Raw genomic sequence first — 23,369 nt, forward strand, 5'->3', positions numbered from 1 at the left:
CCGTCGCACAGCGCCACATCACACCGCACCTCTCACCACGCCACAAGGAAACGTGCTGTTCAGAGGTGCCATCGCACGACGGACTCGCGGGCTCAGGCGCCGCGGGTGAATGCCATTGACGTCAACCGGGCCGGATTCGGGGGACACAGTTGACCACCGCACAAGAAGCCGAACACCTGCACGACCGGCCGGATTGGAACTGCCGCGTCTGCGGCCTGCCCTGGCCATGCTCGACCGCTCAAGTCAGCTTGCTGCACGAATACCGCGCCTTCCCGTCGTTGCTGCGGATCTACCTGTCCGCGCAGATGTACGAGGCGCTCGAAGACATGGTCATCGACGGCGAGACACCGCTGAACCTCCACGCACGGTTCCTCGCCTGGGCTTGGCGCAAGCCGCCCTCCGCATGACAACCCGCCGTCCGGCCCCGGCCACATTCCATAGGGGCCGGACGGCGGCGAGATGCCGGCGCAAACTCCAGGTCTTCGCCCACACGGTGGCCAAACCCTGCTGGCTAGCGGTAGCCAGACCCGGCCGGCCATAAACGGCCTGGAGATTGCACCGCGCAGCAAGCGGGACATTCACGCTGCAACCCGAGGGCGAAGCGGCACCACACGGCAATCGGGACGCACTTGCCACAGCCGGGCGAGGACGCACTGCGCGGTGCGCGGTAAGCGAGACATTCACGCTGCAACCCGAGGCAAAGCGGCACCACACGGCAATCGGGACGCTCACGGCCCCAGCCGGGCGAGGACGCAGTGCTGCGGTAAGCGAGACACTCACGCTGCAACCCGAGGCGAAGCGACAACACACGGTAATCGGGACGCTCACGCCACAGCCGGGCGAGGACGCACTGCGCGGCAAGCGGGACACTCGCGCTGTGCTCCGATGCCAGGTCATACCGCCCGGCGAGGGCAGGTCGTCGGAGGTGGCGAACGGGCGGCGGTCGCGCCCAGCAGCCTCTCGACCGGCCTGGCAAAACCGTCGCCCGCTCCTCCGCCCGGTCCGGCCGAGCCCTTCCGGTGCGGCGTTCTCATCATAGTTATATAGGTCTGTAGGTACAACGTGACGGAGCATTGTGGTCACGTAAAATAATTGCCATGATCGATCATTCGGCGGACCGTGCGGTCTTTCGGCAGCTTGCTGATCTGCTGCGGGATCGCATCAAGTCCGGCGAGTTGGGCCCCGGGGAGCCCCTGCCCAGTGAGCTGCGTCTGGCCCAGGATTACGGGATCAGTCGCACCACGGTGCGTCAGGCGATCGGGCAGCTCCGGACCGAGGGGCTGGTCACGGTGGACCGGCCGCGCGGGACGTTCGTCCGGGTGCCGGAGCCTGTTCAGGTGATCACTCTGGCCCGTGGCGAGCGGGTCGGCTCCCGGATGCCGACTGACGCCGAGCGTCGCAAGTACCGGCTCGGCGAGGGCGTGCCCGTGCTGGTCGTGATCACTCCGGACGGCAACGAGACGGTCCACCCCGCCGACCGGGTCCAGCTCACCCGCCCCTGACCGACGCTCGCGTACGCTCCGAGCCCGAGGGCCCAGGACCGAGAACGGCGATCTTGATGCGCTCGCCGACGACCCGCGCCAAACGCATTCGACCAACGACCCACGTCGACCGGAGTCCAACGCGAGCACGCGCCGCGTGAACCCCAGCAGCCGCACACGCCGCACAGACCCAAGCAACCGCGCCCACTGCGCGAACTCGATCAACCGCACAGGCTGCGCGAACTCCAGCAGCCGCACGCGCCGCACGAGCAGGAGATCGCGGTCACCGTGCTGACCAAGGGCCTCGAGGTGCCGTGGAGCATCGCCTTCCTGCCGGACGGACCCGAGCAACCGCGCCCACTGCGCGAACTCGATCAACCGCACAGGCTGCGCCAACCCCAGCAACCGCACACGCCGCACAGACCCAAGCAACCGCGCCCACTGCGCGAACTCCAGCAGCCGCACAAGCCGCGCGGACCTGAGCAACCGCATGCGTCGGCTGAATGCCGGCGACGGCGGGCGACAGGGCTTCGGACGGCGCGCCATGACCCGAACATAGGGGCGGGGTACGACAAGAATCGCGGCACACTGAACATCGTGGACGCCTATCGACGCCGGCCGAAAACGAAGAGTGTGACGGAGCTGCACGAGGCGCTGCCGCCGGCCCTGCGGGACGCTGTGGATCGGTTCGGCCACCATCTCGCGGTGGTCGAGGACCGATCCGCGCATACCGTGCGGGCCTATCTGGGTGACGTCGTCTCGCTGCTCACTCACGCCGCCGACCAGGGCTGCGCGACCGTCGGGGACCTGGATCTCCCGGTGCTGCGCGGGTGGCTCGCGGCTCGCCTGGGCGCGGGCGCCGCCCGTACGTCACAAGCTCGCCGTGCCGCGGCGGCCCGGTCCTTCACCGGATGGGCCCATCGGATCGGTCTCTCTCCCGGCAACGCCGGAGCCGGGCTGGCAAGCCCGCGCGCCCACCGTGACCTGCCCAACGTGCTCCGCGCCGACCAGGCCGCCGCGCTGGTCAGCACTCCCGGCGCCCGCCCGTCCGCACCTGATGTGGCTGAGCCCCGAACGAGCGTGGAAGCGGGATCCGCCGAGGGGAGCAGCGGGACGAGGGAGTCGGACGCCACCGCCATCCGCGACCGAGCCGTCCTGGAGCTGCTCTACGCCACCGGGATCCGGGTCAGTGAGCTCTGTGGCCTCGACCGGGCCGACCTCGACCACGCACGCCAGGTGGTGCGGGTCTTCGGCAAGGGCGGCAAGGAGCGCGCGGTCCCCTACGGCCATCCGGCCCGCGACGCCCTCGCCGTCTGGCTCCAGCACGGCCGCCCGACCCTGACCACGGGAAGGGACGCGCCGAGCACCGTCGGTCCGCCCACGGGAGAGAGCACACCAAACACCCCCGGCCCGACCACAGGAGAGAACACACCAAACACCCCCGGCCCGACCACAGGAGAGAACACACCAAACACCCCCGGCCCGACCACAGGGAAGAGCACGCCAAACACCGACACCCTGACCGCCGAGGGCAGCCTGCGAGCAAACGCCGTAGGGAGAGCACGGAAGACCCGAAAAGGCCACCCCACGAAGCGCGACGACGACGCCCTCTTCCTCGGTCTCAAGGGCGGTCGCCTCCAACCCACCGTCGTCCGCCGGATCGTCGCCGCCGCCGCCCGCACGGCCGGCCTCCCCCACACCAAGCCGCACGACCTGCGGCACTCCGCCGCCACCCACCTCCTGGACGGCGGCGCCGATCTGCGCGCAGTCCAGGAGCTGCTCGGTCACAGCTCGTTGTCCAGCACCCAGATCTACACCCACGTCTCCACCGAACGACTGCGGGCCGCATTCAACCAGGCCCATCCACGAGCCTGACACCGTACGATCGGGAACCATGAGCGCCGAAGATCCACCGCAACCCATTCCCGGCGCCCGTCTCCTGTTCTCGCTGGACCCGGCGGTGTCCTACCTCAACCACGGGTCGTTCGGCGCGCTTCCGATCAGTGTGCAGCGCGCCCAGCAACGGCTGCGCGACGAGATGGATCTGAACCCGATGCGGTTCTTCGGCCCCGGCCTGCTGGACCGGCTCGTCCACACCCGACGGCATCTGGCCGCGTTCCTGGGCGCCGATCCGGAGGGCAGCGCGCTGACCACTAACACCACCGCCGCGGTCAGCCTGGTGCTGCAGTCGGCCGGGCTGGGCCAGTCAGACGAGGTGCTGCTCACCGATCACACCTACGGCGCGGTCGCGATGGCGGTGCGGCGGGAGTGCCGGCGCACCGGTGCGACCGCCCGGACGGTCGCGGTGCCGCTCGGCGCCTCCGGGCCGGAGATCGTTTCCCGGGTACGGTCCGCGCTCCGCCCCGGCCGCACCCGCCTGTTGATCGTCGACCAGTTGACCTCGGCGACCGCCACCCTGATGCCGGTCCGGGAACTCGTCGCCGCGGGCCGCGACGCGGGTATCCCGGTGATGGTCGACGGCGCGCACGCACCGGGCATGTTGCCGATGACCGTGGACGAGATCGGCGCCGATTTCTGGGTGGGCAACCTGCACAAGTGGGCGTGGGCGCCGCGCGGCACCTCCCTGCTCGTGGTGGCGCGGGAGTGGCGCCGGCGGATCGATCCGCTGGTGGTCTCCTGGGAGCACGATCAGGGTTTCCCGCTGTCGGTCGAGTTCCAGGGGACGCTCGACTACACGCCGTGGCTCGCGGCGCCGGCGGGTGTCTTCGCGATGCGCACGCTGGGGCTGGACACGATCCGGGAGCACAACGTGGCGCTGGCGGCGTACGGGCAGCGGGTCGTCGGTCAGGCCCTCGGCCTGGCGCCGGCGGAGCTGCCGGACCCCGGACCGGGTGTTTCGATGCGGATCGTCCCGCTGCCGGCCGGGGTGGCCACCACCATCCCGGAGGCGCACGCGTTGCGCGCCCACATCGCCGAGAAGCTGGGCGTGGAGTCTCAGGTGAACGCCTGGGGTGGTCGCGGCCTGCTGCGGCTGAGCGCGCAGATCTACAACCGGCCGGAGGAGTACCACCGCTTCGCCGAGCGGTTACCCGCCGTCCTGAACACCTGGCACTGGTAGCAGCCGGACCGGGCCGAGGCCGAGCAGCGTGAGCGGATCGAGATAGTCCGTGCCCCTGCGGACGCCCCAGTGCAGGCAGGCGGCGACCGGGCAGCCGGGATGCCCCGGGTCCAGGGTGCCCAGCGACTCGCCCGCGGTCACCGTGTCACCGGCCGCGACGGCGGGGCTGACCGGCTCGTAGGTGCTGCGCAGCCCACCGGGGTGCGCCACGCTGACCACGCCGCGGCCGGCCAGCACTCCGGCGTAGAGCACGGTCCCGGCGGCTGTCGCCCGGACCGCCGTCCCGGGCGTGCCGCCGAGGTCGACGCCGCGGTGCCCGGCGAGCCAGGGCTCGGGTGGCGCCTCGAATCGTCTGGTCACCTGCGGCGGTGACACCGGCCACGCGTAGGGAACCGGGATCGCGGCCAGAACGAACGCCAGAAGGAGCAACATGCGGGCGAGTCTGGGCGGCGTTCAGCCGACCGGCGACCCGCCCTGTGGACAGCCGCCCGGTGTGGAAAACCGTCAGCCGCCGAAGTTGGCGTCGTCCGGCAGCGAGATGTCCGGCTTCTCCAGCTCCTCGACGTTGACGTCCTTGAACGTCATCACCCGCACGTTCTTGACGAACCGGGCAGGACGGTACATGTCCCAGACCCAGGCGTCGTGCATCTCGACCTCGAAATACACCTCGCCGTCGGAGTTGCGCACGTGCAGGTCCACCTGGTTGGCCAGGTAGAACCGGCGCTCGGTCTCCACGACGTAGGAGAACTGGCGGACGATGTCGCGGTACTCCCGGTAGAGCTGCAGCTCCATCTCGGTCTCGTACTTCTCGAGATCCTCTGCGCTCATCGTGTTTCGCCCTCCATGGCCTCATCTTCCCCCACCGACGGCGACGGCTGAGGCTGCTCGCCCGACGCCACGCCGACGGTACCCTCAGCCGCTCCCGGAAGCAGCAGCGGCTCGGTAACGGATACATCGAACAACGACGGCACCGGGTCGGCCGGCGGGGTGGCCGGGCGACGCGCCCGCGGCGGCACGTCGCGCCGCCCCGAGACGGCGGCGACGTTCACGTACGAGAAGCGGTGCTCGGCGCAGGGTCCGTGTTTCACCAGCGCGGCGCTATGCTCGTCCGTTATATAGCCTTTGTGTACGGCGAAGCCATATTCCGGGAACTTCTCGTCGAGCTCCACCATCAGCCTGTCCCGGGTGACCTTGGCCAGCACGCTGGCCGCCGCGACACAGGCCGCCACCCGGTCACCCTTCCACACCGCCAGGCCGGGCACCCCCAGTCCGTCCAGCGGGAAGCCGTCGGTCAGCACGTACTCCGGGCGGACGGTCAGTGAGGCGAGCGCGCGGCGCATCGCCGACAGGTTGCAGACGTGCAGACCGCGGGCGTCCACCTCGGCCGGCGGGATGATCATCACGGACCAGGCCAGAGCGCGGGCGACCACCTCGCCGTAGACCCGCTCCCGGGCGGCGGCGGTGAGCAGCTTGGAGTCGGCCAGCCCGGGCACCTCGCCGCGACGGCCGGCCGGCAGGATCGCCGCGGCCGCGACCAGCGGCCCGGCGCAGGCGCCACGGCCGGCCTCGTCCGCCCCGGCCACATACTCGAAGCCACGGCGCTGCAACGCCTGCTCCAGGGCATAGATCCCGGCCTCGCGGCGCACGACGGTGCGGGGTGGGGCGAGCATCACAGACCCATTTCGGGTACGGCCTCGGCCTGCTGTGCGCGCAGCAGCCCAGCCAGGTCGGCCGGGAAGATCAGCTCCTCGCTGGCCTCGATCTCGGCCGTGGACCACCAGCGGTGCTCGGTGATGGTGAGCCGTTCCTCGGCATCCATCCCGGCCGTGTCGACCTGCCAGTCGGCCACCCGCAGCAGAAAGAAGTCCTGCGTCTGCACGTAGTCACGGCCGCTGTAGGAGAACTCGGCCTGCTCGTGCCGGATCGACTCGCCCAGCTCGACCGGCTCCACCCGCAGCCCGGTCTCCTCGAAGAGCTCGCGGGCGGCCGCCTCGACCGGGCTCTCGCCCGGCTCCAGCCCGCCGCCCGGGGTGAACCACCAGCGCAGCCCCGGACGGGCCGGGTCACCGCCGTGCAGCAGCAGGGCTCGGCCGGCCAGATCGACGAGGAGCACCCGGCCGGCACGGCGCGCGATGACGGGCTGGTTCGACTCGGTCACCGGTCAAGCCTAAGCGCCCGCGGTGGATCTTTCGAGCCGCCCTCTCACCGGGTGGAGGCGTCCGGGATGCCGTCGTACGAGTGCGGCACGGTCAGCCATGTGGCTCGGCCGGCCGGCCAGAAGATGGTGAAGGCCCGCCCGACCACCGAGTCGATGGTGGTGGTCGCGTCCCGCAGCTTGCCCGCCTCGTCGGCGGCGGTGCTCTGCTCGTAGTGCTCGAGCGAGTCGCCGGAGGCCTCCCGGTGGTCACCCATCACCCAGAGCCGCCCGGACGGCACGACGATGTCGAACTTCGCGGACGCCACCTCGTTGCGGTTGCCGTCGGCGTCCGTGTAGATGTACGGCTCGTCGAGCGAGTGCCCGTTGATGACGAGCCGGCTCTGGCTGTCGCAGCAGACCACGTGATCGCCCGGGGTGCCGATGACCCGCTTGATGAAGTCCTCACCCTCGGCGCCGGACTGCCACAGGGTGGGCGCCTTGAAGACGACGATCTCGCCACGCTTCGGGTCCCGGAAGTCGTAGACGAGCTTGTTGACGAGCACCCGGTCCCACACGTTCAGGGTGTGTTCCATGGACGGGGACGGGATGTAGAAAGTCTGCAGCACAAAGGCACGCACCAGGACGGCGACCAGGATCGCCACGCCCAGCAGGATGGGAAGCTCGCGCCAGAAGGACCCGCTGCGCTTTTCGGTCTGCTCGTCAATCACGCTCGGAGCCTACGTCGTCGGGCAACGAACGACATGGCGTAACGCGCGGATAGCACCACACTGACCAGCAGCGGGAAGAGACCCCCGGCCACCTGGGGCTCCCGCCGGGGCTGCGGCTCGGACGGGCCCGCGGCCGCGGCCGGATGGTCCTGGGCGAACTGCTTCCAGACGTCCGGAACGGTGAGGCTCTTGAACCGATCGGTCGGCCAGACGGTGACGAAGGCACGGCCGATGATGTTCTCGATCGGCACCGGGCCCTGGCAGCGAGCGTCCTGCGAGACGGAGCGGTGGTCACCCATCACGAACATCTGCCCGGCCGGCACGGTGATCTCGGCGAATTTCCGGCTGCTGCACTGCCCCGCGATCGGCGGCTGGCTCAGGTCGGAGTTGAAGCCGTCGGCGATGTAGCTCTCGTCGATGCCGACCCCGTTGACCGTGATCCGGCCCTGGTCGTCACAGCAGGCAACCTTGTCACCCGGAAGGCCGATCACCCGTTTGATGAAGTCGCGCTCGCCGGGACGGCTCACCCCGACCAGGTCTCCGATGGTGCGGCCGAGCTTGGCCATGAACGCGTTGCTGACCGGCTCGGTGACCTCGGGCGCCCAGTTGTCGGTGCCCCGGAAGACCACGATCTCGCCGCGCACCGGGTCACGCATGTCGTAGACGACCTTGTTGACGAGCACCCGGTCCTTGAGCTCCAGGGTCTTCTGCATCGACCCGGAGGGGATGTAGAACGCCTGCACCAGGAAGGTTCGAATCAGCACTGCCAGGCAGAACGCCACCACCAGCAGCAGCGGCAGCTCCTGCCAGAGCGGCATCTCCTTGCTTCTGAGCATCGAACGCCGCCGGGACGGACGATAGCCCTCCATCGGATCCACGCTTCGCATCTCCTGACGCCGACCGGCCGAACCGCCCCCGGATACAGCACTACCGCCCGGGTTCCCCGTCTAGGGAAGGTTACGGGCGGTAGGACTGGAATGGTTCATCCATCCGGCACAGGCGCAAGCTTAGTTCGCCTGAGCTTGCGCCTGGGAGTGCCGGGGTGGAGAGACTCAGACGGTCTGCTTCTCCCGCAGCTCCTTGATCTTGGCCTTCTTGCCGCGGAGCTCACGCAGGAAGTAGAGCTTGGCGCGACGGACGTCACCACGGGTGACGACCTCGATCTTGTCGATCACCGGGCTGTTGAACGGGTAGGTCCGCTCGACGCCGACACCGAAGCTGATCTTCCGGATCTTGAAGGTCTCCCGCAGGCCGGAGCCCTGACGGGCGATCACGACGCCCTGGAAGACCTGGACACGGGAACGGTTACCTTCGACGACCCGGGCGTACACCTTGAGGGTGTCACCGGCCCGGAAGTCCGGAATGTCGGTGCGCCGCGACTGGGCGTCGAGCTCGTCCAGCGTGTTCATCGCTGCATCCTCGTAATACTCAAGCGCACCGGGAGTTCGGTGACGCGGATGGGTACTGCTGACCTCCCACGCCGGTCTTGATCAAGCTCGGCCAGGAGGTCCTCGTCTCGGCTCACGGCGTGAGGCGAGACGGCAACCTCCCTACTTTGCCACACCGGGTGGCGGGAGCTCCAATCCGGCCTCGGCCAGCGCTTTCCGGTCCTTCTTGTCCAGATTTTCCGGCGGGTAGGCGGCGAAGAGGTCCGGTCGCCGGGCCTCGGTCCGCAGCAGGCTCTCGGTACGGCGCCAGCGGGCGATCCGCCCGTGGTCGCCGGAGCGCAGCACGTCCGGCACCTCCCGGTCACGCCAGGACGCCGGCTTGGTGTAGACCGGGGCTTCGAGGAGGCCGGCCGCGTGCGACTCCTCGGTCAGCGAGTCGGCGTTGCCCAGCACACCGGGCAGCAGACGGGTGATCGCTTCCATGATCACGATGACCGCGACCTCGCCACCGAAGAGCACGTAGTCGCCGAGCGAGACCTCGCGCACCGGCATCCGGGCCGCGGCGTCGTCGATCACCCGCTGGTCGATGCCCTCGTACCGCCCGCAGGCGAAGACCAGGTGCGGCAGTGCGGCCAGCTCGTACGCGTCGGCCTGGGTGAACGGCCTGCCGACCGGGGACGGGATGACCAGGGTGGTTGATGGCGAGCAGACCGCGTCCAGCGCCTCGCCCCACGGCTCGGGACGCATCACCATGCCGGGACCGCCGCCGTACGGCGAGTCGTCCACCGTCCGGTGCACGTCATAGGTCCAGGTGCGCAGATCGTGAACGGTCAGGTCCAGGGTCCCGGTGGTCCGCGCCTTGCCGATCAGCGAGAGTTCGAGCGGGGCGAAGTAGTCCGGGAAGATCGAGACGATGTCGACCTTCACAGATCCAGCAGTCCTTCGGGTAGGTCGACGACGATCCGGCCGCCGGCGATGTCCACGGTCGGGACGATCGCGGTGACGAACGGGATCAGCGCCGTACCGCCACCGGCCTTCTTCAGCACGATCAGGTCGGAGGAGGGGGCGTGATCGATCCGGTCCACCGTGCCGTACTCGGTGCCGTCCGCCGCGACGACCCGCAGGCCGATCAGCTGGTGGTCGTGGAACTCGTCCGGATCCGCCGGCGGCGCCAGGTCGGCGCTGTCCACCTGGAGGTAGACACCGCGCATCGCCTCGGCGACATTGCGGTCGTGAATGCCCTCGAAGACGGCGATGCCGCGGCCCTGATGCCAGCGGATCGACTCGAGGGTGAGCTGTGCGGGAACCTTGAACGGAACGCCGGGAACGGGCGCGGCCGCCGGGCCGGTGCTCACCCGGCGGTCCCGGGGGACCTCCGTGATGAACACCGAACCGGCGGTGAAGCGTTCCTCGGGTTCGTCGGTCCGCACGACCACCGAGACCTCGCCCCGGATGCCGTGCGGTTTACCGATCTGGCCGACGACGAGCAGCATCGATCAGTACGCGTCGACGATGTCGACGCGGATGCCGCGCCCACCGATCGACCCGATCACCTGACGCAACGCCTTGGCCGTACGCCCGCCGCGCCCGATGACCGTTCCCAGGTCCTCCGGGTGCACGCGAACCTCGAGCCGCTTACCGCGGCGCGAGTCGACCAGGCGAACCCGGACGTCGTCCGGGTTGTCGACGATGCCCTTGACGAGGTGCTCCAGCGCCGGCCGGAGCGCCCCGTCAGCTCGCGTCGGCGCCGGCACCGGCCGGGTCCTCTGCCGTCTCGGCGACAGCCTCGCGGTTCGGCTCGGCGGCCTTCGCCTCAGCCTTGGCGCCCTTCTTCGGGGTCGCGGCCGGCTTGGTGTCGGTGAGACCCGCGGCGGCCTTGGCCGCAGCCTCGTACACCTCGGTCTTGTTCTGCTTGCTCGGCGCGACCAGCAGCGGCGCCGGGGCCGGCAGGCCCTTGAACTTCTGCCAATCGCCGGTCTTCTCGAGGATGCGCTGCACCGGCTCGCTCGGCTGGGCGCCGACGGACAGCCAGTACTGCACGCGCTCGGACTTGACCTCGATCACCGAGGGGTGTTCCTTCGGCTGGTAGATGCCGATGTACTCGATGGCGCGACCGTCGCGCTTGGTGCGCGAGTCGGCGACGACGATGCGGTACTGCGGGTTGCGGATCTTGCCCATCCGCAGAAGCCGGATCTTAACGGCCACGGTTTATCGCTCCTGGGTGACTACGTGGGTGAGCCGACCGGAACCCACGTGGGGATGCGGGACCGATGTCTCGTGGACTGGCAGCGTGGTGAGGGGTTAGAGGGCGCCTCACGACATGCCGGATACCAACGAGTCATTCTGCCAGATGAGGCGCCGACAATCCCAACCGGCCCCGCTACGACCTGGCGACGACCGGCCGGTCCCATCCAGTGGGCAGCTCGGCCGGCACCGGCCAGGACGGATCCGGCCGGAAATCGGTCCACGTGCCGTCGAACGGAAACGCGCCCGCCTCGATCGACTCGATCACCCGGCGGCCCTCCGCCCAGACCGCCGCCTCGTCCGGCACCCAGTAGTGCTCGGGTGAGGCCAGCCGCTCGGCGAAGTCGTCCTCGTCCTTCCAGCGCCAGGCCCGGTCGGGCGTGGCCACGATGTCGAGGTCCTGGTCGATCACGTCGATCCCGGCGACGTCGCCGTCATCCCAGCGGACGGCGGCCTCCTCCAGGTTGACGTACCAGTTGGTGAAATCACCCTGGTCGTCCCGGAAGAACCAGACCGAGTGGTTCGCCCCGGGCGGGAAGAACCGCAGCACGCCCGGGCCCTTCCAGCCGGCGATCCGGGGTGCCTTCTCCGTGGTCATCCAGTCGACGAACGACAGGTCCCGCGGGAAGAGCCCGTCCAGCGTGGTCTCGACCGCGATCACCGAGTCGCGGGCCACCCAGATGAGCAGCCCGCGCTCGTCGTCCGAGATCACCCGGCCGGGGTGCACGAAGGCGATCCGGCCGTGGTGGGTATCGCGGTGCAGGATCAGCCGACCCGCTGCGAACCTCACGGTCAGTACGAACGGCCGAGGTAGGCGACCAGGCCCGGCTCGTTGTCTGACTCCGGCATCGAGCCGTCCTCACGGGTCAGGCAGCGCACCGTGACGGCCTTGCCGTTCGCCTGCTTCTCGCCGGCCTCACCGACCGCCGCCCACGGCACCCGGGCCCAGCCCGTCTGGGCCGCCTCGATCGCCTCGTCCAGCGTCTTCACCTCGAAGGTGCGCTCGACCCGGAACGCCAGCGCGTCGTCGTAGAGCCGCTGCTGGTCCGCCTTGAGCGCGGCGACCACCGCGTTCGCCACCTCGGCGAGCGCGACCGGCGACTTCGAGCCGTCCACCCGGCGCGCGATCACGGCGTTCCCGTTCGCCAGGTCACGGGGGCCGACCTCGACCCGGATCGGGATGCCCTGGAGCTCGGCGTCGACGGCGCGGCGGCCGAACGGGATGTCGGCACGGTCGTCGAGCTTCACCCGTACACCCGCGGTCTTGAGGTCGTCGCGGAGCTGCGCGGCGGCTTCCGCGACGCCCTCGCCCGCCTTGACCACCATGATCTGCACCTGGATCGGCGCCAGCCGCGGCGGCACCCGCAGGCCGTTGTCGTCGCCGTGCACCATGATCAGGCCGCCGACCATCCGGGTCGAGGTGCCCCACGACGTGGTCCAGGCGTGCTCGACCGTGCGGTCGGCCGACGAGTACGTGATGTCGAACGCCTTGGCGAAGTTCTGCCCGAGCTCGTGCGAGGTGCCCATCTGCAGCGCCTTGCCGTCGCCCATCATGGCCTCGACGGTCATCGTGTTCGTCGCGCCGGCGAACCGCTCGCCCCTGGTCTTGCGGCCGGGCACCACCGGGATGGCCAGCAGCTCCTCCATGAACGCCTGGTAGACGTGCTTGTGGATGTCCTGCGCGTGCTGCCGGGCGTCCTGCTCGGTGGCGTGCGCGGTGTGCCCCTCCTGCCAGAGGAACTCGGTCGTCCGCAGGAACGTCCGCGGGCGCAGCTCCCAGCGGACCACGTTGGCCCACTGGTTGAGCAGCAGCGGCAGGTCCCGGTACGAGTCGACCCACTTGGCCATGAACTCGCCGATCACGGTCTCGCTGGTGGGACGCACCACCAGCGGCTCGGCGAGCTCCTTGCCGCCGGCGTGGGTGACCACGGCCAGCTCCGGCGAGAAGCCCTCCACGTGGTCGGCCTCACGGCGCAGGTAGTTCTCCGGGATGAAGAGCGGGAAGTAGGCGTTCTGGACGCCCTGCTCCTTGATCCGGGCGTCCATGTCGGCCTGCATGCGCTCCCAGATGGCGTAGCCGACCGGCCGGATCACCATCGTGCCGCGAACCGGGCCGTTGTCGGCGAGTTGCGCCTTGGCGATGAGGTCCTGGTACCAGCGGGGGAAGTCCTCCGCACGGGGAGTGAGCACGCGAGCCATGAGGCAGCATCCTAGTCGCGTCCCGCGCGCAACCGGCCGGGTGGGCCAGGGGTTCACCCGCCGACCGGCTACCTGATGACGGCGCCTCGCAGCACGATCCGGCGGGGTGCTCGCACCACCCGCAGGTCGGCCCGGGGGTCCGCGTCGTAGACCACCAGGTCGGCCAACCCGCCCTCGACCAGGCCGGGGAAGCCCAGCCAGTCCCGTGCCCGCCAGGACGCGGCGGCCAGCACATCCACCGCCGGGATGCCGGCCTCGTGCAGGTAGAGCATCTCCTCGGCGGCCAGCCCGTGCCGGATCCCGCCGCCCGCGTCGGTGCCCACATAGATCGGGACGCCGGCCTCCCACGCCGCGAGCACGACTTCGGGGAAGTTGTCCCGCAGGGCGATCATGTGGTCGGCGTACCCGGCGAACTTGGACCGCGCCTGATCCGCGATCTTCCCGAACGTCCGGATGTTGATCATCGTGGGCACCAGGGCGGTCCCTCGCCTGGCCATCTCGTCGATCAGCTCGAGGGACAGGCCGGTGCCGTGCTCGACCGAGTCCACCCCGGCCTTGACCATGATCTCCACGCCCTCCTCGGAGAACGTGTGCACCGCGGCGCGCGCGCCGGCCGCGTGTGCGGCCTCCACCGCCGCGGCCATGGTCGCCGCGTCCCAGCTCGGCACCAGGTCGCCGACCTCCCGGTCGATCCAGTCGCCGACCAGCTTCACCCATCCGGTGCCGGCCTTGGCCTGCGCGGTCACCGTGGCCGCGACCTCCTCGGCGGCCACCTCGACGCCGATGTCGCGCAGATAGCGGCGCGGGGCCGCGACGTGCCGACCGGCGCGGGCCAGACGGGGCACTCCGGGTTCGTCGTCCAACTCCGGATAGGGATACGGCGAGCCGGCGTCCCGCAGCGCCAGCACGCCCGCGTCCCGATCGATCGCGGCCAGCTCACGGGCCTGGTCAAGGCCCTCGATCGGCTTCGCGCCATACGCGATCCCCAGATGGCAGTGCGCGTCGACGAGCCCCGGCACGATCCACCCGCCGTCGCTGATCGTCTCGGCATCCGCCACGGGTTCGAACGTGACCCGATCCCCGACCAGCCAGATGTCCCGGACTTCACCGTCCGGCAGCACAGTCCCACGCACATGCAACGCCATAGAACAGTCCTACCGGATCAGCGCTCTTCCCATGCGGCGAGGTCCTCGTCTCGCAACGCCGTCAGCACCGGCAGATCGATCTTCACGGGGTAGGGAAGATCGGTCTCGAAAATTCCGCTGGTGCTCGCGACCTGCTCATATTCGCCGTTGCTACCGATCCGGAACTCCGTCAGCTCCAGACCATGTTTGAAATCCGGGTCGATGACCCAGTAGTGGTTGAGACCCGCCGCCGCATAGATCTTGGTCTTCGAGTCCATGTCCCGGAAGCGGGACTCAGGCGAAATGATCTCCACGACAAGAAGTGCCTTGTCGACCGGGACCGGACTTCGCTTGTACTCGCTCTTCGCAACAACGACCACGTCCGGGCGAGGCTCGCTGAATCGGTCGACCTGCAGCGACAGACCCGGAACCGGCGTGTAGCCCGTGGGGCAGCCCGGGCGAAGCGCCAGCACAAGCTCGACGCCAAGTAGCTGATGGAAGGGGACAGCAGAGGGCAAAATCAGCCTTCCGTCGATCAACTCATACCAGAGATCCGACGGAAGGCTGACCAGATCGTCGACGGTCCAGTCCGACCTGTTCACGTGAAGGTCACCAAACCGGTCAAGGGCAGCAGTCATGAGCTCCTCCTCGCTGGGATCGACACTCATGCTACTTGCCCCACGACTAGTTGCGCCATGCCCAGATTCAGCGATCCTTGTCCTTCGGCTTGTTCAGCTTGTTGAAGTCGAGTTTCGGCAGCTTGAAGCCGGGCGGCATGCCCCCGCCGGCCAGCGCGCTCGGGTCCAGGCCCGGCGGCAGCTGCGGCATCCCGCCGGGGAAGCCGCCCGGCAGACCGGCGGGCATCCCGCCACCCGTACGCGGGCGGTTGTTCTTGCCCTTGCGCTTGTTCTTCGAACTCTTCGTCGCGCTGCGGCGGCTGCCGGGCAGGCCCATCATGCCGGTCATCTGCTTCATCATCTTCTGCGCGTCGGCGAAGCGGTTGAGCAGCTGATTCACGTCCATGACGGTGACGCCGGAGCCGTTCGCGATGCGCAGCCGGCGGGACGCGTTGATGATCTTCGGCTCGGTGCGCTCCTTCGGCGTCATCGAGCGGATGATCGCGGTGACCCGGTCGAAGTGGCTGTCGTCCAGCTCGGCCAGCTGGTCTTTCATCTGGCCCATGCCGGGCATCATGCCGAGGATGTTGGCGATCGGGCCCATCCGGCGGACCGCGATCAGCTGGTCCAGGAAGTCCTCCAGCGTGAACTGCTCGCCACCGAGCAGCTTGCTGGTCATCTTCTCCTTCTGATCCTCGTCGAAGGCCTGCTCGGCCTGCTCGATGAGGGTCAGCACGTCACCCATGCCGAGGATCCGGCTGGCCATCCGGTCCGGGTGGAAGACGTCGAAGTCCTCCAGCTTCTCACCGGTGGAGGCGAACAGGATGGGCTGGCCGGTGACGTGCCGGACGGAGAGCGCGGCGCCACCGCGGGCGTCGCCGTCGAGCTTGGAGAGCACCACGCCGGTGACCCCGACCCCGTCGCGGAAGGCCTCGGCGGTCTGCACCGCGTCCTGGCCGACCATGGCGTCGATGACGAAGATGACCTCGTCCGGCTGGACCGCGTCACGGATGTCGCGGGCCTGCTGCATCATCTCCTCGTCGATGCCGAGACGACCGGCGGTGTCGACGATGACGATGTCCTTGGCGGTGCGCTTGGCGTGCTCGATCGAGTCACGGGCGACCTTGACCGGGTCGCCGACGCCGCTGCCGGGCTCCGGCGCGTAGACGTCGACGCCGGCCCGGCCGCCGACCACCTGCAGCTGATTGACCGCGTTCGGGCGCTGGAGGTCGGCGGCGACCAGCAGCGGCTGGTGGCCCTGACCCTTGAGCCAGCGGGAGAGCTTGCCGGCGAGCGTGGTCTTACCGGCACCCTGCAGACCGGCCAGCATGATCACGGTGGGCGGCTGCTTGGCGAGGCTGAGCCGCCGCCCCTCGCCACCGAGCGTGTTGATCAGCTCTTCGTGGACGATCTTGATGATCTGCTGTGCCGGGTTGAGGGCCTGGGAGACCTCGGCGCCCCGCGCCCGCTCCTTCAGGTTGGCGATAAACGCCTTGACCACCGGAAGCGCTACGTCAGCCTCCAGCAGCGCGAGACGGATCTCGCGAGCGGTGGCGTCGATGTCGGCATCGGTGAGCCTGCCCTTGCCGCGGAGCTTGGTGAAGATCCCGGACAGGCGGTCACTCAGGGTGTCAAACACAGTGCGACTTCCCGTTGGTCGTTAGTGATGGCGTCGCCCGCCAGCCTATCCGGAGCGGTCGAAGGTCACCTGTTCCGCATCCGGTACGTCTTCGTCGCCGCCTCGATGCGCCGCTGGGTGCGGGTGCCCGGCGCGATCTCGCGCTTGATCCGCCCGTAGAGCCAGAGCCCGCCGCCGACCACCGCGGCGGTCAGCACCAGATAGAAGAACGCACCGAACAGCGCGTGCGCCACCCAGCTCGCCACGACCACGCCGCCGACCACTGCCAGCAGGAAAACTATCGCCTTGCCCATCGCAGAGCCTCCCGGATCTCGTCTGCCTTCCACCATGCCGCGCGAGTGCAACAACACGCATCGGCCAAGGCCCTGAGACGTTCCCCTAAGGGTGGGACTTCCCGGATTTCCGCCAATCCGCCCATCGATGGTCTATAGCGCATTAATAGTCATAGACCGCAACTTCCCTCTCCGTCGCGGCGTTAAATCTCGCGTGGTGCGGCGAACGGACGGAGGCGTGATTCTGCGACGCATGCCCTGGCCGATCCGGCGCCGGATCGCCGCGGCCGCCGGGAAGCTCGTCCTGCCCCGCCTCGCGCCGGAACGACGACTGCGGATCGCCCGCGCGCTGGTGCCGCTCGGGCCGGGCCGGCCCGCGACGGCCGGCCGGGTGCTCCGGGTCCGTACCCCGCACGGCCGGCTGTCCGCCCGGGTGGTCACGGCGGCCAGCCCGGCCGGGGTCCGCCGGGCCAACCTGGAGCGGGTCACCGGAGCGCTCGGACTCGCCGGGGTCGACTGGTTCCGGGTGCCCTCGACGCGTCCCACGGGCACCGTGGTGGGCGTACCGGAGAGCGAACGTGACCTGGTGGTCCGCATCCTCGCCGAGATCGCCGGGCGGGACCACGGAATGCTCTCGCCGAGCGGCCCGCAGGGCCGGGTCCTGGCCGCCTGCTGGCCGGTCACCGACCCGACCGGCAGCCTGGTCCTCGGCAAGGAGCACGCCTGCGAGGTCGAGTTCTGGCGGCCGGACGGGGAGCGGGCGAGCCTGGTCGCGCCACGCCCCAACCCGATCGCCGACCGCATCCCCGCGGGCGAGCCGGTCGTCCTCGCCCCGGAGCCGGCCTTCGGCGCGTTCTGCGCGCCGGACGACGCCACCACCTACCGCACCCGGCAGAGCTTCACCACGGTCGGCCCGGACCGCATCGACTTCCCCGTCGACGCCGTCTACACCTGGGTGGACGGTGGCGACCCGGCCTGGCGGCGGCGCAAGGCGCGAGCGCTGGCCGGCAACCCGTGGGTCGGCGAGGCGAACGGGGAGGCCGCCAACGACTCCCGCTACACCAGCCGGGACGAGCTGCGCTACTCGTTGCGCGCGCTGCACGGCTTCGCCCCCTGGGTACGCCACGTCTACCTGGTCACCGACGACCAGGTGCCGTCCTGGCTGGACCTGGACCACCCGGGCCTGACCCTGGTCGGGCACCGGGAGATCTTCGGTGACACGGGCGCCCTGCCCACCTTCAACTCGCAGGCGATCGAGTCGCGGCTGCACCGGATCCCCGGGCTCGCCGAGCACTTCCTCTACCTCAACGACGACGTGATCCTGGGCCGGCCGGTCACCCCCGACCTGTTCTTCACCGCCGGCGGGCTGACCAGGTTCTTCCCCTCACCGTCCCTGGTCGACCTGGCCCCGCGCGGGCCCGGCGACCGCCCGGCCGACTCGGCGGCGAAGAACAACCGGCGGCTGATCCGGGAAACCTTCGGCCGGGTGCCGACCCGCAAGATGATGCACACGCCGCACGCGTGCCGGCGCAGCGTCCTCGCGGAACTCGAGGAGCGCTTCGCCGAGCAGGTCCGGAGCACCGCGGGGCACCAGTTCCGGCATCCCGACGACGTGTCGATGCTCTCCTCGCTCCAGCAGTACTACGCGTACCTGACCGGGCGGGCCGTCCCGGGCGGGATCCGGCACCGGTACGCCGATCTGGCCGACCCGGGGACGCCGCTCCGGCTGGCCGGGCTGCTGCGCTCCCGGAACGTGGACACGTTCTGCCTGAACGACGTGGACAGCCCGGCCGCCGTGCTGGCCGAGCAGGCGGCGCTGCTGGCCGACTTCCTGCCGGCGTACCTGCCCTTCCCCTCCCCGTTCGAGCTGCGCCATCCGCGCGGCGCCACGGCGTCGCCGGCCGCACTCTCCCGCCCGCCGATCGGCCCGCGCCGGCCGGCCGGCGTGGCAGCCCTCCCCCCGGTGGCATGAACCGTCCCGAGAAACACAAGGAGATTCCCTTGAGCTACGACGTGGTCATCCTCGGCCTGGGGTACGTCGGCCTGCCGCTGGCCCAGCAGGCGATCCGGGCCGGTCTGTCGGTGCTCGGCTTCGACGTCGACAAGAACGTGGTCAACTCCCTGGCCGACGGCCGGTCGCACGTGGACGACCTGAGCGACGCCGACGTCGCCGACATGGTGTCCGACGGCTTCCGCCCGACCGCCGACGAGTCCGAGATCGCGACCGCCCGGACCGCGGTGATCTGTGTGCCCACCCCGCTCTCCGAGGGCGACGGCCCGGACCTGCGGGCGGTCACCGGCGCGACCCGCCTGGTGGGCCGCAACCTGCGCCCCGGGATGCTGGTGGTGCTGGAGTCAACCACCTACCCGGGCACCACCGACGACGTGGTCCGCCCACTGCTCGAACAGCTCTCCGGCCTGACCGCGGGCATCGACTTCCACCTGGCGTTCTCGCCGGAGCGGATCGACCCGGGCAACGCTGAGTACGGCGCCCAGAACACCCCGAAGGTGGTCGGCGGGTACACCTCGAACTGCACCGACGCGGCGGAGAGCTTCTACGGCCGGTTCATCGACACGGTGGTCCGGGCGCGCGGCACCCGCGAGGCGGAGACGGCGAAGCTGCTCGAGAACACGTACCGGCACGTCAACATCGCACTGGTCAACGAGATGGCCCGGTTCTGCCACGAGCTGGACATCGACCTCTGGGACGTGATCAACGCGGCGTCCACCAAGCCGTTCGGCTTCCAGGCGTTCTATCCCGGCCCGGGCGTCGGCGGGCACTGCATCCCGATCGACCCGAACTACCTGAGCCACAACGTGCGCAGCAAGCTCGGCTACCCGTTCCGCTTCGTCGAGCTTGCTCAGGAGATCAACGCGACCATGCCGGCGTATGTGGCCCGGCGCGCGCAGAACCTGCTCAACGCCGACGGCCAGGCGGTTCGCGGGGCGACCGTGCTGCTGCTGGGCATCACCTACAAGGCCAACATCGCCGATCAGCGGGAGTCCCCGGCGACGCCGCTGGCCCGCCAGCTCTCCGCGCTGGGCGCGACCGTGGCATATCACGACCCGCACGTCGGCACGTGGGACATCGGCGGTGTCCCGGTCTCCCGCACGGACGATCTGGAGGGCGCGGTCTCCGCCGCGGACCTGGTCATCCTGGTCCAGAACCACCGCGAGTACGACGTCGACCACCTGGCCCGCCTGGCCAAGCGCTTCTTCGACACCCGCGGTGTCACCACCATCCGCGAGGCCCACCGCCTCTGACCCGACCCTTCAAGATCAAAACCATTTTCCGGTACGACCTACGCCCGCGACCGACAGCGACCGAGCCCCGTGGCCACAGCGCCGCGCGAGCCCCGCCACCGGGTAGGTCAGGTGGAGAAGGTCCAGCGGGAGTTGAGGAAGTAATTGATCATCGGAATCAGGGTGAGGGCGACCGGCTGGACGACCGGATAGGGGGCGGAGAGCAGCTCGGTGCCCAGCCAGAGCACCCCGGTATTGATCGCGAAGGCGACCGCGGTGACGACGAGGAACTTCGAACCGGCAAGCGCGTGGCCTGCGGCTGAGCGGAAGACCCAGGCGCGCTGCAGCAGGTAGGAGACCGCGATGCTGGCGACGAACCCGGTGGTCGAGGCGATCACCGGGCGTAGGTGCAGCAGGTGGACACCGACCAGGCCGATACCGAAATGGGTGAATGCGCTGGCTCCACCACTCAACCCGTAGCGGACCAATCGGGCCAGCTCCGCGCTGCGGAGAAGGCTCCCCTTCAAGGACGCTTTCCCGGCTTCGTGGACCGGGCGGGTCGGAGCGCGCGAACCGAGTTCGTCAACGCTGCCTCGCACGCTCGATCCACTGCTCCGGGCCATCGAGCGACCGTAGCCGATCCACGCCGACCAGCTCGGCGACGCGCGGCACTCCGGCCCGCTCCTGGACCAGGTAGCGGGGCCGGCCCCGGACCTCCTCGTGGATCCGGGCCAGATACTCCCCGATCACCCCCAGCCCGAGCAGCACGAACGTGCCGGTGACCAGGAGCAGCAGGATCACCGTGGGAAACCCGGCGACCGAGTCCCCGCGCATCCACCGGACCATGGTCTGCACGCCGAGAACGACCGAGAACGCGGCGAACGCCATGCCCACCAGGGTGACCAGATGCAGCGGGGCCGAGGTGAACGAGGTCAGGCCGTTCACCGCGAGCCGGAACAGGGCCCGCCCGGTCCAGCGGGAGCCGCCACCCGCGCGCTGGTCGATGTCGACCTCGATCGTCTCCCGGGCGAAGCCGATCCAGCTGCTGGTCCCGCGGAAGAACGACGAGTGCTCGGGCATCCGCAGCAGGGCGTCCAGCGCGGGCCGGGCGAGCAGCCGGAAGTCGGTGGCGTTGACCAGATCGACCTCGGTCAGCCGGGTGAAGGCGCGGTTGAAGACGCGAGCACCGAGGCGGCTGCCCAGCGACTGGCCGGTGCGGTTGCGTTTCACCGCCTCGACCACCTGGGCACCGGACCGCCAGCGGCGGATCATCTCCGGAATCACGGCCGGCGGATGCTGCAGGTCCGCGTCGATCACCACGACGGCGTCGCCGACCGCGTGCTCCAGGCCGGCCAGCAGCGCGGCCTCCTTGCCGAAGTTGCGCGACAGCCGCACGCCGCGCACCCGCGGGTCGAGCAGCGCGTTCGAGGCGATCCGGCTCCACGAGTCGTCACGGGAGCCGTCGTCCACCAGGACCAGCTCGTAGTCGTGGCCGCGGAGCACCTCGGCCATCCGCCCGACGAAGCGGTCGACGCCCGCACCCTCGTTGTAGACCGGTGCCACCACCGAGATCATGCCGGCAACTTCGCGCAGAAGGGGCGGTGGGCGAGCCGGAACGTCGCCGCGTTGACGGCCTGGTCGAAGCGGCGCAGCTCGGCCGGGTACCCGGTGCGGCGGTCGCGCCGCAGCCCGTTGCGGTACTGCTCACGCAGCGCGCAGCGGCGGGCGTCGCCGGCCGCGGAGCGGTCGAAGTCGGCGATCTCCTGGGCCACCCGGTCGTGCACGAACGCGGGCTTCTCGGAGGCGGCGGCCGCGCGATAGTCCCGGTTCGCGGAGCTGGAGACCGCGGCGATCAGCACCAGCAGCAGTACGCCGGCGAGCGCCCCGCCGCGATACGTACCGGCCTTGCGCCGGCCCAGAACGGAGACTCCGGTCAGCAACGCGACTGTGAGCAGGGCGCCGCCGGCTCCGGCGAGCGCGCTGTCCCGCCAGCCCAGCCCCCACCAGCCCGCCGCGGCGAGCAGCTGCATCTGGGCGTTGAGCGCGCCCATGGTGGCAGCCAGGACCAGTACGCCCAGGCCCGTCGCGGCGAGCGCCCAGACCTGCCGCCGGTCCGGGATCTCGCAGCTCGGCAGGTCCCGCCAGAACCGGCGGATCAGCAGGAGCAGCAGCACGAGGGCGGGCAGCAGGGCGAGGCCGAGGGTGTGGCCGTACGGCCCCTCGGTCGCCCGCTGCCACATCAGCGGCGGCACCCAGGAGGTCAGCCGGTTGGGCAGCGCGCCCAGGATGCCGTCCGGCGCCACCTCGGAGCCGGAGTAGCACCTCCCGGCCAGGCACTCGCGCGCGATGATCAGCCGGACCGGGATCGCGACCGGCAGGAACCCGGCCCAGAGCAGCCCGGTGAAGCGGGCACCCGCGCCGCGGACCGTCTCCCGCCAGGACAGGGCGAGCACCAGCCGGGCGCGGACCAGCACGACGAGGGTGGCCAGCGGCAGCGCGAGCCAGGCCATCTCGTTGAATCCGGCGAGCACCGCACCGGTCACCCCGGCGAGCACCCCGAGCCGGGTGCCGAGCCGGGGCCGGCCCACGGCCCCGGCGGCGGCCGCGGCGACCAGCAGCACCAGCGCGGCGGTGAGGAAGTAGAGGCCACCGAAGAGGACCGTGGTGCTGGTCCGGCCGGCCGCCACGAAACTCCCGCCGACCGCGAACGGCAGCACCGCGGCGACCGGCGAGGGCGGCCCGGTGAACGGGCGGCCGCGGCTCACCACACACTCGGCGAGGACCACCGTGGCCAGCGTCAGCAGCACCGCACTGGCGAACGAGACCAGCCGCAGGGAGACGTTGGCCGGCAGGCCGAGCAGGCCGGTGATCGCGAACGTCAGGGCGTCCAGCGTCCACTCGACCATCCGGCCGAGCGGCCGGAAGTTGCCCAGCGCCAGGTACTGCGGAACGGAGCGCACCGCCTCGAAGAACAGGTCTCCCGGGTGGGCCAGGTAGCGGGCGCCGTTGGAGTAGGTGTTGAACCGGTGGTCGGCGCTGGGCTGCAGGGCGACCAGCGGAGCGAGCACGATGACCGGGACCAGCGCGCTCCGCAGCAGGATGCCCCGCCACACCGGCCACCAGGACCGCTGTTCCGGGGACCGATCTTCGGTGGGCCGCCGCTCGGCGCCGGCGTCCGGCAGTGTGGTCGCGCTCAACGTCTGAGCTGTCACACCATG

At 70.1% G+C, this 23,369-nt stretch carries 26 protein-coding genes; 6 read left to right on the forward strand and 20 right to left on the reverse strand.

Annotated elements, in window-relative coordinates:
• Positions 1-149: 149 nt before the first annotated feature.
• The 4 genes from CHC09_RS02275 to CHC09_RS02290 all read left to right on the forward strand — a co-directional run bounded on the left by CHC09_RS02275 (position 150) and on the right by CHC09_RS02290 (position 4,560).
• Positions 150-407 (forward strand): hypothetical protein, encoded by a 258-nt coding sequence (locus CHC09_RS02275; RefSeq protein WP_239138086.1) that lies wholly within the window; start codon positions 150-152, stop codon positions 405-407.
• Between the two features lie 690 nt (positions 408-1,097).
• A complete protein-coding gene (locus CHC09_RS02280; protein ID WP_089291236.1) occupies positions 1,098-1,502 on the forward strand; it encodes a GntR family transcriptional regulator in 405 nt (134 codons plus the stop codon).
• A gap of 612 nt (positions 1,503-2,114) precedes the next feature.
• Positions 2,115-3,356 carry a tyrosine-type recombinase/integrase gene (locus CHC09_RS48290; protein WP_280523913.1) on the forward strand — a complete coding sequence of 414 codons (1,242 nt, stop codon included), beginning with the start codon at positions 2,115-2,117 and terminating at the stop codon, positions 3,354-3,356.
• A gap of 19 nt (positions 3,357-3,375) precedes the next feature.
• Positions 3,376-4,560: an aminotransferase class V-fold PLP-dependent enzyme gene (locus CHC09_RS02290; RefSeq protein ID WP_089291237.1), complete on the forward strand. Its 1,185-nt coding sequence runs from the start codon at positions 3,376-3,378 to the stop codon at positions 4,558-4,560.
• Here the strand turns inward: CHC09_RS02290 and CHC09_RS02295 are convergent.
• The 17 genes from CHC09_RS02295 to CHC09_RS02375 all read right to left on the reverse strand — a co-directional run bounded on the left by CHC09_RS02295 (position 4,528) and on the right by CHC09_RS02375 (position 16,929).
• Positions 4,528-4,992 (reverse strand): murein hydrolase activator EnvC family protein, encoded by a 465-nt coding sequence (locus tag CHC09_RS02295; protein ID WP_089291238.1) that lies wholly within the window; start codon positions 4,990-4,992, stop codon positions 4,528-4,530. The two genes, CHC09_RS02290 and CHC09_RS02295, sit on opposite strands and share 33 nt — an antisense overlap.
• Before the next feature lie 72 nt (positions 4,993-5,064).
• Complete coding sequence (locus CHC09_RS02300; protein ID WP_043532656.1) at positions 5,065-5,388, reverse strand: DUF2469 domain-containing protein; 324 nt, start codon at positions 5,386-5,388, stop codon at positions 5,065-5,067.
• Positions 5,385-6,230, reverse strand: a complete 846-nt coding sequence (locus tag CHC09_RS02305; protein ID WP_089291239.1) for a ribonuclease HII — start codon at positions 6,228-6,230, stop codon at positions 5,385-5,387. The genes CHC09_RS02300 and CHC09_RS02305 overlap by 4 nt, the downstream gene beginning before the upstream one ends.
• The gene (locus tag CHC09_RS02310) at positions 6,230-6,718 is read right to left on the reverse strand and encodes an NUDIX hydrolase (RefSeq protein ID WP_239138062.1); all 489 of its coding nucleotides are present in this window, start codon (positions 6,716-6,718) and stop codon (positions 6,230-6,232) included. The genes CHC09_RS02305 and CHC09_RS02310 overlap by 1 nt, the downstream gene beginning before the upstream one ends.
• Positions 6,719-6,762: 44 nt before the next feature.
• Positions 6,763-7,425 (reverse strand): signal peptidase I, encoded by a 663-nt coding sequence (gene lepB, locus CHC09_RS02315; protein ID WP_089291240.1) that lies wholly within the window; start codon positions 7,423-7,425, stop codon positions 6,763-6,765.
• Positions 7,422-8,312, reverse strand: coding sequence for a signal peptidase I (lepB, locus tag CHC09_RS02320; protein ID WP_089291241.1), 891 nt, complete (start codon positions 8,310-8,312; stop codon positions 7,422-7,424). The genes lepB (CHC09_RS02315) and lepB (CHC09_RS02320) overlap by 4 nt, the downstream gene beginning before the upstream one ends.
• A gap of 165 nt (positions 8,313-8,477) precedes the next feature.
• Entirely contained in the window at positions 8,478-8,834 is a 357-nt protein-coding gene (gene rplS / locus CHC09_RS02325) for a 50S ribosomal protein L19 (protein WP_089291242.1), read from the reverse strand.
• Between the two features lie 141 nt (positions 8,835-8,975).
• Positions 8,976-9,740, reverse strand: a complete 765-nt coding sequence (trmD, locus tag CHC09_RS02330; RefSeq protein ID WP_089291243.1) for a tRNA (guanosine(37)-N1)-methyltransferase TrmD — start codon at positions 9,738-9,740, stop codon at positions 8,976-8,978.
• Positions 9,737-10,303 carry a ribosome maturation factor RimM gene (gene rimM, locus CHC09_RS02335; protein ID WP_179276949.1) on the reverse strand — a complete coding sequence of 189 codons (567 nt, stop codon included), beginning with the start codon at positions 10,301-10,303 and terminating at the stop codon, positions 9,737-9,739. The genes trmD and rimM overlap by 4 nt, the downstream gene beginning before the upstream one ends.
• Before the next feature lie 6 nt (positions 10,304-10,309).
• Positions 10,310-10,567, reverse strand: coding sequence for an RNA-binding protein (locus CHC09_RS02340; RefSeq protein ID WP_014447131.1), 258 nt, complete (start codon positions 10,565-10,567; stop codon positions 10,310-10,312).
• On the reverse strand, positions 10,545-11,018 hold the full coding sequence (gene rpsP / locus CHC09_RS02345; protein WP_089291245.1) for a 30S ribosomal protein S16: 474 nt from the start codon (positions 11,016-11,018) through the stop codon (positions 10,545-10,547). The genes CHC09_RS02340 and rpsP overlap by 23 nt, the downstream gene beginning before the upstream one ends.
• A 175-nt stretch (positions 11,019-11,193) precedes the next feature.
• Positions 11,194-11,847 (reverse strand): ribonuclease FAU-1 family protein, encoded by a 654-nt coding sequence (locus CHC09_RS02350; RefSeq protein ID WP_089291246.1) that lies wholly within the window; start codon positions 11,845-11,847, stop codon positions 11,194-11,196.
• 2 nt (positions 11,848-11,849) lie between these two features.
• On the reverse strand, positions 11,850-13,256 hold the full coding sequence (proS, locus tag CHC09_RS02355) for a proline--tRNA ligase (RefSeq protein WP_089291247.1): 1,407 nt from the start codon (positions 13,254-13,256) through the stop codon (positions 11,850-11,852).
• A gap of 68 nt (positions 13,257-13,324) precedes the next feature.
• The gene (locus tag CHC09_RS02360; protein WP_089291248.1) at positions 13,325-14,401 is read right to left on the reverse strand and encodes an amidohydrolase family protein; all 1,077 of its coding nucleotides are present in this window, start codon (positions 14,399-14,401) and stop codon (positions 13,325-13,327) included.
• A 17-nt stretch (positions 14,402-14,418) separates the two neighbouring features.
• Positions 14,419-15,018, reverse strand: coding sequence for a Uma2 family endonuclease (locus CHC09_RS02365; protein WP_089291818.1), 600 nt, complete (start codon positions 15,016-15,018; stop codon positions 14,419-14,421).
• A gap of 67 nt (positions 15,019-15,085) precedes the next feature.
• Entirely contained in the window at positions 15,086-16,636 is a 1,551-nt protein-coding gene (ffh, locus tag CHC09_RS02370) for a signal recognition particle protein (RefSeq protein ID WP_089291249.1), read from the reverse strand.
• A gap of 65 nt (positions 16,637-16,701) precedes the next feature.
• The gene (locus tag CHC09_RS02375) at positions 16,702-16,929 is read right to left on the reverse strand and encodes a hypothetical protein (protein ID WP_089291250.1); all 228 of its coding nucleotides are present in this window, start codon (positions 16,927-16,929) and stop codon (positions 16,702-16,704) included.
• A gap of 232 nt (positions 16,930-17,161) precedes the next feature.
• Between CHC09_RS02375 and CHC09_RS02380 the strand changes: the two genes are divergently transcribed.
• Positions 17,162-18,880: a stealth family protein gene (locus CHC09_RS02380; RefSeq protein ID WP_239138060.1), complete on the forward strand. Its 1,719-nt coding sequence runs from the start codon at positions 17,162-17,164 to the stop codon at positions 18,878-18,880.
• A 29-nt stretch (positions 18,881-18,909) separates the two neighbouring features.
• Complete coding sequence (locus CHC09_RS02385) at positions 18,910-20,172, forward strand: nucleotide sugar dehydrogenase (protein WP_089291252.1); 1,263 nt, start codon at positions 18,910-18,912, stop codon at positions 20,170-20,172.
• A 107-nt stretch (positions 20,173-20,279) separates the two neighbouring features.
• Here the strand turns inward: CHC09_RS02385 and CHC09_RS02390 are convergent, their stop codons facing one another.
• Genes CHC09_RS02390 through CHC09_RS02400 form a run of 3 tightly spaced genes read right to left on the reverse strand, consistent with a single transcriptional unit; the run spans position 20,280 to position 23,348 of the window.
• Entirely contained in the window at positions 20,280-20,678 is a 399-nt protein-coding gene (locus CHC09_RS02390) for a GtrA family protein (protein ID WP_239138058.1), read from the reverse strand.
• A gap of 55 nt (positions 20,679-20,733) precedes the next feature.
• Positions 20,734-21,726, reverse strand: coding sequence for a glycosyltransferase family 2 protein (locus CHC09_RS02395; protein WP_089291254.1), 993 nt, complete (start codon positions 21,724-21,726; stop codon positions 20,734-20,736).
• Positions 21,723-23,348 (reverse strand): hypothetical protein, encoded by a 1,626-nt coding sequence (locus CHC09_RS02400; RefSeq protein WP_089291255.1) that lies wholly within the window; start codon positions 23,346-23,348, stop codon positions 21,723-21,725. Before CHC09_RS02400 ends, CHC09_RS02395 begins: the two co-directional genes overlap by 4 nt.
• Positions 23,349-23,369: the final 21 nt, after the last annotated feature.

The organism is Actinoplanes regularis, assembly GCF_900188005.1.
Lineage (GTDB): Bacteria > Actinomycetota > Actinomycetes > Mycobacteriales > Micromonosporaceae > Actinoplanes > Actinoplanes regularis.